Here is a 5,532-nt window from a genome sequence, read left to right on the forward strand (position 1 = left end):
TGGCTCTACAAGGGCACGGGCAAGGCGGCCGGCCCGTTCACCGCCCGCACCCGGATCGGCGGCGGCTGGAACACGTACAACCACCTGTTCTGACCGGGGCGGTCCCTCGCGCGTTCATGCGTCCGCAGGCCCAACTTCCCTCGAACGAGGGGTGGTTGTCCGATTTCGGGCCTGCGGAACGGGACGGGTGGATACCCTCGGCGGCGAGCCGACAATGGGGGTGCCCTCTCCGTGGTCAACATCCGCAGCCTTGACCCGTCCGCCTCGCCGCTGGACTACTACGGTTCCGAACTCCGCCGCCTCAGGGAGGACTCCGGCCTCAGCCAGGCGGACCTCGGCGCCATCGTCTTCTGCACCGGGTCCCTCGTCGGCCAGATCGAGACGGCGAGGAAGATCCCCACCCGCGAGTTCTCCGAACGCATCGACGCGGCCCTGATGACGGGCGGGTTCTTCACGCGGCTGGTGGGCCTGGTGCTGAGGAGCCAGCTCCCGAGCTGGTTCCAGGAGTACGCGGAGCTGGAGGCGAAGGCGGCGTACATCTCGACGTACCAGTGCCAGCTCGTCTACGGCCTGCTCCAGACCCCTGAGTACGCCCGTGCGGTGTTGAGCGTCGAATACACGGACCGGCTGGACGAGATGGTCGCCGCCCGGACGGAGCGTCAGCGGGTTCTGGAGCGCAGTCGCCCGCCCGTGCTGTGGGTGGTGCTGGACGAGGCCGTCCTGCATCGGGAGATCGGTGGCCCGGAGGTGATGCGAGCGCAGCTGGAGCATCTGCGGTCCTTCGTCAAGAAGCCTTGGGTGCAGGTTCAGGTGCTGCCGTTCGAGGTCGGGGAGCACGCGGGCGTGGTCGGGTCGTTCACCGTCCTGCGGTTCGAGAAGGACCCCGACGTCTTCTATTCCGAGAGCTACGACTCCGGTCACATGACCGCCAATCCGCAAGTGATCAGGGAACGTTTCGTCGGTTACTCTCGCCTCCAGGCTGCGGCCCTCTCCGTGGAGGAGTCGGCCGAGCTGATCGCTCGCGTCATGGAGGAACGGTATGGGCACGGTGCAGTGGCGTAAGTCGTCGTACAGCGGTTCCAACGGCGGCGAGTGCATCGAGTGCGCCCCCCTCGGCTCCGCCGCCTGGCGTAAGTCCTCCTTCAGCGGCAACACCGGCGGCGAGTGCGTCGAGGTCGCCGATCTCGTGGCTCACGTCGCCGTCCGGGACTCCAAGGACGTCGCCCGCCCGCACTTCCGGGTCGCGCCCGCCGCGTTCGCGGTCTTCGTGGAGGCGGCCGCGCGGGGGCGTGTCTGAGCTGCGCCTTAGGGCGCGGGGATGAACGACTTCAGCCCCGCATCCGAGCCCGCGCCCGCCACCCGTTCCTGCTGCGGCGTCGGCTGTCCGGGGCGGGCCGGCTTCGCGGGATGCGGCTGCGGCCGCCCTCTTCTCCGAGAGTCACGGCTTCCGGCGGCGCGTCAAGGACGCCTACGGCGTCGCTGCGCGATGGGCTGCGCCCACCCTTGACCCGCCACCGGAAGCCGTGCGGCACGACTCGGAGGGCGGCCCGGGGAACGGGCCCACGCCAGAGCCCCGCCGGTCGGTCGCCGCCGTCCGGCGCCTGCGGCCCGGTGGGAGCGGCGAGGCCGGGCATCGCTCCCGTTCCCCGACTGCTGCCGCCCGGTGGGGTGGGGCTCCGGGTATCGCTGCCACGCGTCGACGGGCGCGGGCCGGTGGGGTGGGGCTCGGTTTGTGGCGGGCGGGGGTGGGGCCGTGCCGGTGGCCGGGGCGGGTTCAGGCCTTGCCGGTTGCCCTGTATGGGCGGGGAACGAACGTAACTCGCGCGGGAGAGACCACCCTGTCCCCAAAATCCCCCGATAGGGGGCATTCCGCCCCGCATGGGTCCCTGCCTTGGCTTCCGCGTCGAGTTACGTTCGTTTCGCCCCTCCGCAACGGCCGGCAGGGACCCCCCGGACGCGGACAGGGCGTCTTCTTCCACTCCCCCGCACCACCGACCCCACCCGAACCATGCCCACCTCGCACGCCACAAGCCGAGCCCCACCCCACCGGGCGGCACTCACCGACCGGCCGAAGCGATACCCGGGCCCCACCGCCCGACCGTCGGCACCGCCCCAACCTCGCGCGCCACAAACCGAGCCCCACCCCACCGGGCGACAGCCGTCAAGAAACGGGAGCGTTGCCCGGCCTCGCCGGTCCCACCGGGCCGTAGACGCACGCGCGTCCTGGCCGTCAACCGGGGCTCTGGCGTGGGCCCGTTTCCCGGGCCGCCCTCCGAGTTGTGCCGCACGGCTTCCGGTGGCGGGTCAAGGGTGGGCGCAGCCCATCGCGCAGCGACGCCGTAGGCGCCCTTGACGCGCCGCCGGAAGCCGTGACTCTCGGAGAAGAGGGCGGCCGCAGCCGCATCCCGCGAAGTCGGCCCGCCCCCCGGGCCCCTCAGGTGGTGGTGGCGATCTCGCGGGCCATGGTGAGCAGGGACCGGGTCGCGGGGTGGGGGAAGGCGTCGCGCCAGGCGAGGAGGACGGGGAGGGGCGGGGCGTCGGGCAGGGGGCGGTAGGTGACGCCGGGGTGGGGGTGGAGGGCGGCCGTCGAGGCGGAGGAGACGCCCACGCCCCGGGCGGCGGCGATCGCGGTGAGCCAGTCGTCGGTGTTGGCGACCGTCAGGGCGCTCGTGGGGCGGTGGGGGAGGGGCCACAGGGTGAGGGTGGTCGTCCCGGAGACGGTGTTGAGGACGACCGTCTGGTCCGCCAGGTCGAGGAGCGTGAGGGTGCCCGGGCGGTCCGCGAGCGGGCTGTCTGCGGGGAGCGCGGCGACCCGTGGTTCCGTGGTCAGTTCGGCCGTGACCAGGCCGGGGGCCTCGACGGCGCCGCGCAGCAGGGCCGCGTCGACCTGGCCCCGCGCGAGGCCGGCGGTGCGGTCGTCGACGCGCAGGAGTTCCAGCGGCGTCTCGGGGTGTTCGCGCTGCCAGCGGCGCAGCAGCGGGGTCGTGTAGGGGCCGAAGGCGGACCAGGCGTGGCCGAGGCGCAGGGGGCGGTGGCGGAGCCGTGCGGGGTCGACGGCCGCGTCGAAGGCGGCGAGGGCGGCGGCGGCCCGCTCGCGGAAGGCGCGGCCTTCGGCGGTGAGGGCGAGGTGGTGGGTGGAGCGGTCGACGAGCCGGGCGCCGAGGTGCCGTTCGAGGGCGGCGAGGGTCCGGGAGACGGCGGGCTGCGTGAGGTGGAGGCGGGCGGCGGCGCGGGTGAGGTTCTCCTCCTCGGCGATGGCGAGGAAGCAGCGGAGGTGGCGCAGCTCGATGCGCAGGGTCATGTTTCTGAAGCATAACCGCAGCGTGATCGGTATTTCCGCTGGTGGAACCGGGCTCCGTAGCGTGGAAGCGGAATGCGGTCGTCAGAGTGCGGGGGAGTGCATTACTCTGGACTGAGGGTCTAGTGCAGTGAACTTTGGAGGTGTGGCGGTGAGCGTGGACAGCCAGGTGCCGACGACGGCGGCGGGGGCGGCCTCCGGTCCCGTGGCGGATCCCTCGACGGGCGTGCGGGCCGGGGCGGCCACGGGCGGGCGCCCCGGGCGCGCCCCCGGCGGCGCGTCCCGCCGCTTCGGGCCCGTCGCGCTCGTCGTCGCGGGCGGGCTGTCCGTGCAGTTCGGCTCGGCCGTCGCCGTCCTGCTGATGCCCCGGGCCGGTGCGCTCGGGGTGGTCACGCTGCGGCTCGTGCTCGCCGCGCTCGTGCTGCTGCTGGTCTGCCGGCCCAAGGTGCGCGGCTACAGCCGCGCCGACTGGGGGACGGTCGTCGCCTTCGGCACCGCCATGGCGGGCATGAACGTCCTCTTCTACCAGTCGATCGACCGGATCCCGCTCGGCGCCGCCGTCACCCTGGAGGTGCTCGGCCCGCTGGTCCTCTCCGTCATCGCCTCCCGCCGGCTCGTGAACCTCCTCTGGGCCGGGCTCGCGTTCGGCGGCGTCGCCCTGCTCGGCGGCGGGGGCTTCGACGGGCTCGACCCGCTCGGCGCGGGCTTCGCGCTCGCGGCGGGCGCCATGTGGGCCGCGTACATCGTGTTCAGCGCCCGCACCGGCCGCCGCTTCCCGCAGGCCGACGGCCTCGCGCTCGCGATGGCCTTCGGCGCGGTCCTCAGCCTGCCGCTCGGCGTCGCCGAGGCGGGCGGGGCGCTGCTCGTCCCGTCGACGATCGCGCTGGGCCTCGGCGTCGCGCTGCTCTCCTCGGTGCTGCCGTACACCCTCGAACTCCTCGCCCTGCGCCGCCTGCCCGCCCCCACCTTCGCCGTCCTGATGAGCCTGGAACCCGCCATCGCCGCCGGTGCGGGCTTCCTCGTCCTGCACCAGGCCCTCTCCGTCACGGACGGCCTCGCGATCGCGCTCGTCATCGCGGCGAGCATCGGCGCGGTGCGTACGCAGAGAGCCGCCGTCGCCACGTAGCCCCGAGACCCGACCCTTCACGTCGCCGAGGAGCGCTCCGGATCACCCCGGAGCGCTCCTCGGCGTTTGCGGCATAGCGTTCATTCTCTTCTCATTGCAATGCTCTGGCATATGACGTTGCGTTAACTCTCATTCCATTGCAATGAAATTATTGGCTTGAGCTGCGAAGATGTCATTCCAGTGCAACGAATCTGTTGTCGAGAAGTGGAAAGCAACGTAGCTTTTTCCGTGTCGGAAACGCCGACGCCGCTTCAGAGGAGCAGACATCATGCAGACCTTCGCCGCCACCGCCCCGATCGCCGCCGTCGTTGCCGTCCCGGCCGGCAGCCTCTGCTTCATCGCCGCCGACCGCGCCGACGCGACCGTGGAGGTCCGTCCCTCCAGCCCCGCGAAGTCCCGTGACGTGAAGGCCGCCGAGGCGGTCGACGTCTCGTTCGCCGACGGGGTGCTGCGGATCACCGCCCCCGAGGCGAAGAACCAGCTCTTCGGCGCCTCCGGTTCCGTCGAGATCACCGTGCGGCTCCCGGCCGGCTCCTCCGTCGAGGGCCGGGCCGCCGCCGGGGAGCTGCGGGGCGTCGGCCGGCTCGGGGACGTCGCCTTCGAGGCCGCCCAGGGCTCGGTCAAGCTCGACGAGGCCGCGAGCGCCCGCCTCACCCTCCAGGACGGCCCCCTCACCATCGGCCGCCTGACCGGCTCCGCCGAACTCACCACCGCCCGCGGCGACCTCACCGTCACCGAGGCCGTCGCCGGCACCGTCGTCCTCGACACCCGGGCCGGCTCCATCACCGTCGGCGCCGCCCGCGGCACCTCCGCCGCCCTCGACGCCGGCACCGCCCTCGGCCGCGTCTCCAACAGCCTGCGGAACGCCGCCGGCCAGGACGCCGAGCTCACCATCCGCGCCACCACCGCCCTCGGCGACATCACCGCCCACGCCAACTGACCGCCCCGCCCGCGCACCCACCCACGGACTCCGAGGAGAAACCCGTCATGACGAACCCCGCCATCGCGGCGAACGGTCTGCGCAAGTCGTACGGCGACAAGGTCGTCCTCGACGGTGTCGACCTCCACATCCCGGCCGGCTCCGTCTTCGCGCTGCTCGGTCCCAACG

Annotated in this window: 5 protein-coding genes and 1 pseudogene; 5 read left to right on the forward strand and 1 reads right to left on the reverse strand. The window is 72.8% G+C overall.

Features of this window, described 5'->3' with window-relative positions; genetic code table 11:
- Positions 1 to 231: 231 nt before the first annotated feature.
- Positions 232 to 1,062 carry a helix-turn-helix transcriptional regulator gene (locus tag ACFW6A_RS39040; protein WP_351857339.1) on the forward strand — a complete coding sequence of 277 codons (831 nt, stop codon included), beginning with the start codon at positions 232 to 234 and terminating at the stop codon, positions 1,060 to 1,062.
- On the forward strand, positions 1,040 to 1,297 hold the full coding sequence (locus ACFW6A_RS39045) for a DUF397 domain-containing protein (RefSeq protein ID WP_351857341.1): 258 nt from the start codon (positions 1,040 to 1,042) through the stop codon (positions 1,295 to 1,297). Before ACFW6A_RS39040 ends, ACFW6A_RS39045 begins: the two co-directional genes overlap by 23 nt.
- A gap of 1,137 nt (positions 1,298 to 2,434) precedes the next feature.
- On the opposite strand, the gene ACFW6A_RS39050 is transcribed toward ACFW6A_RS39045, so the two are convergent.
- A complete protein-coding gene (locus tag ACFW6A_RS39050; protein ID WP_386646647.1) occupies positions 2,435 to 3,301 on the reverse strand; it encodes a LysR family transcriptional regulator in 867 nt (288 codons plus the stop codon).
- A gap of 148 nt (positions 3,302 to 3,449) precedes the next feature.
- Between ACFW6A_RS39050 and ACFW6A_RS39055 the strand changes: the two genes are divergently transcribed.
- The 3 genes and pseudogenes from ACFW6A_RS39055 to ACFW6A_RS39065 form a co-directional block, all read left to right on the forward strand.
- Positions 3,450 to 4,424, forward strand: coding sequence for a DMT family transporter (locus ACFW6A_RS39055; RefSeq protein ID WP_386646649.1), 975 nt, complete (start codon positions 3,450 to 3,452; stop codon positions 4,422 to 4,424).
- 268 nt (positions 4,425 to 4,692) lie between these two features.
- Positions 4,693 to 5,364, forward strand: a complete 672-nt coding sequence (locus ACFW6A_RS39060; protein ID WP_386646651.1) for a DUF4097 family beta strand repeat-containing protein — start codon at positions 4,693 to 4,695, stop codon at positions 5,362 to 5,364.
- A gap of 47 nt (positions 5,365 to 5,411) precedes the next feature.
- Positions 5,412 to 5,532: pseudogene (locus tag ACFW6A_RS39065) on the forward strand (ABC transporter); the annotation flags it as partial.

Origin of the sequence: Streptomyces sp. NPDC058758 (genome assembly GCF_042746075.1) — a bacterium.
Lineage (GTDB): Bacteria > Actinomycetota > Actinomycetes > Streptomycetales > Streptomycetaceae > Streptomyces.

Coding starts and splice junctions, on each gene's coding strand:
- ACFW6A_RS39045 (WP_351857341.1), top strand. CDS start 1,040: ATGGGCACGGTGCAGTGGCGTAAGTCGTCGTACAGCGGTTCCAACGGC.
- ACFW6A_RS39050 (WP_386646647.1), bottom strand. CDS start 3,301: ATGACCCTGCGCATCGAGCTGCGCCACCTCCGCTGCTTCCTCGCCATC.
- ACFW6A_RS39060 (WP_386646651.1), top strand. CDS start 4,693: ATGCAGACCTTCGCCGCCACCGCCCCGATCGCCGCCGTCGTTGCCGTC.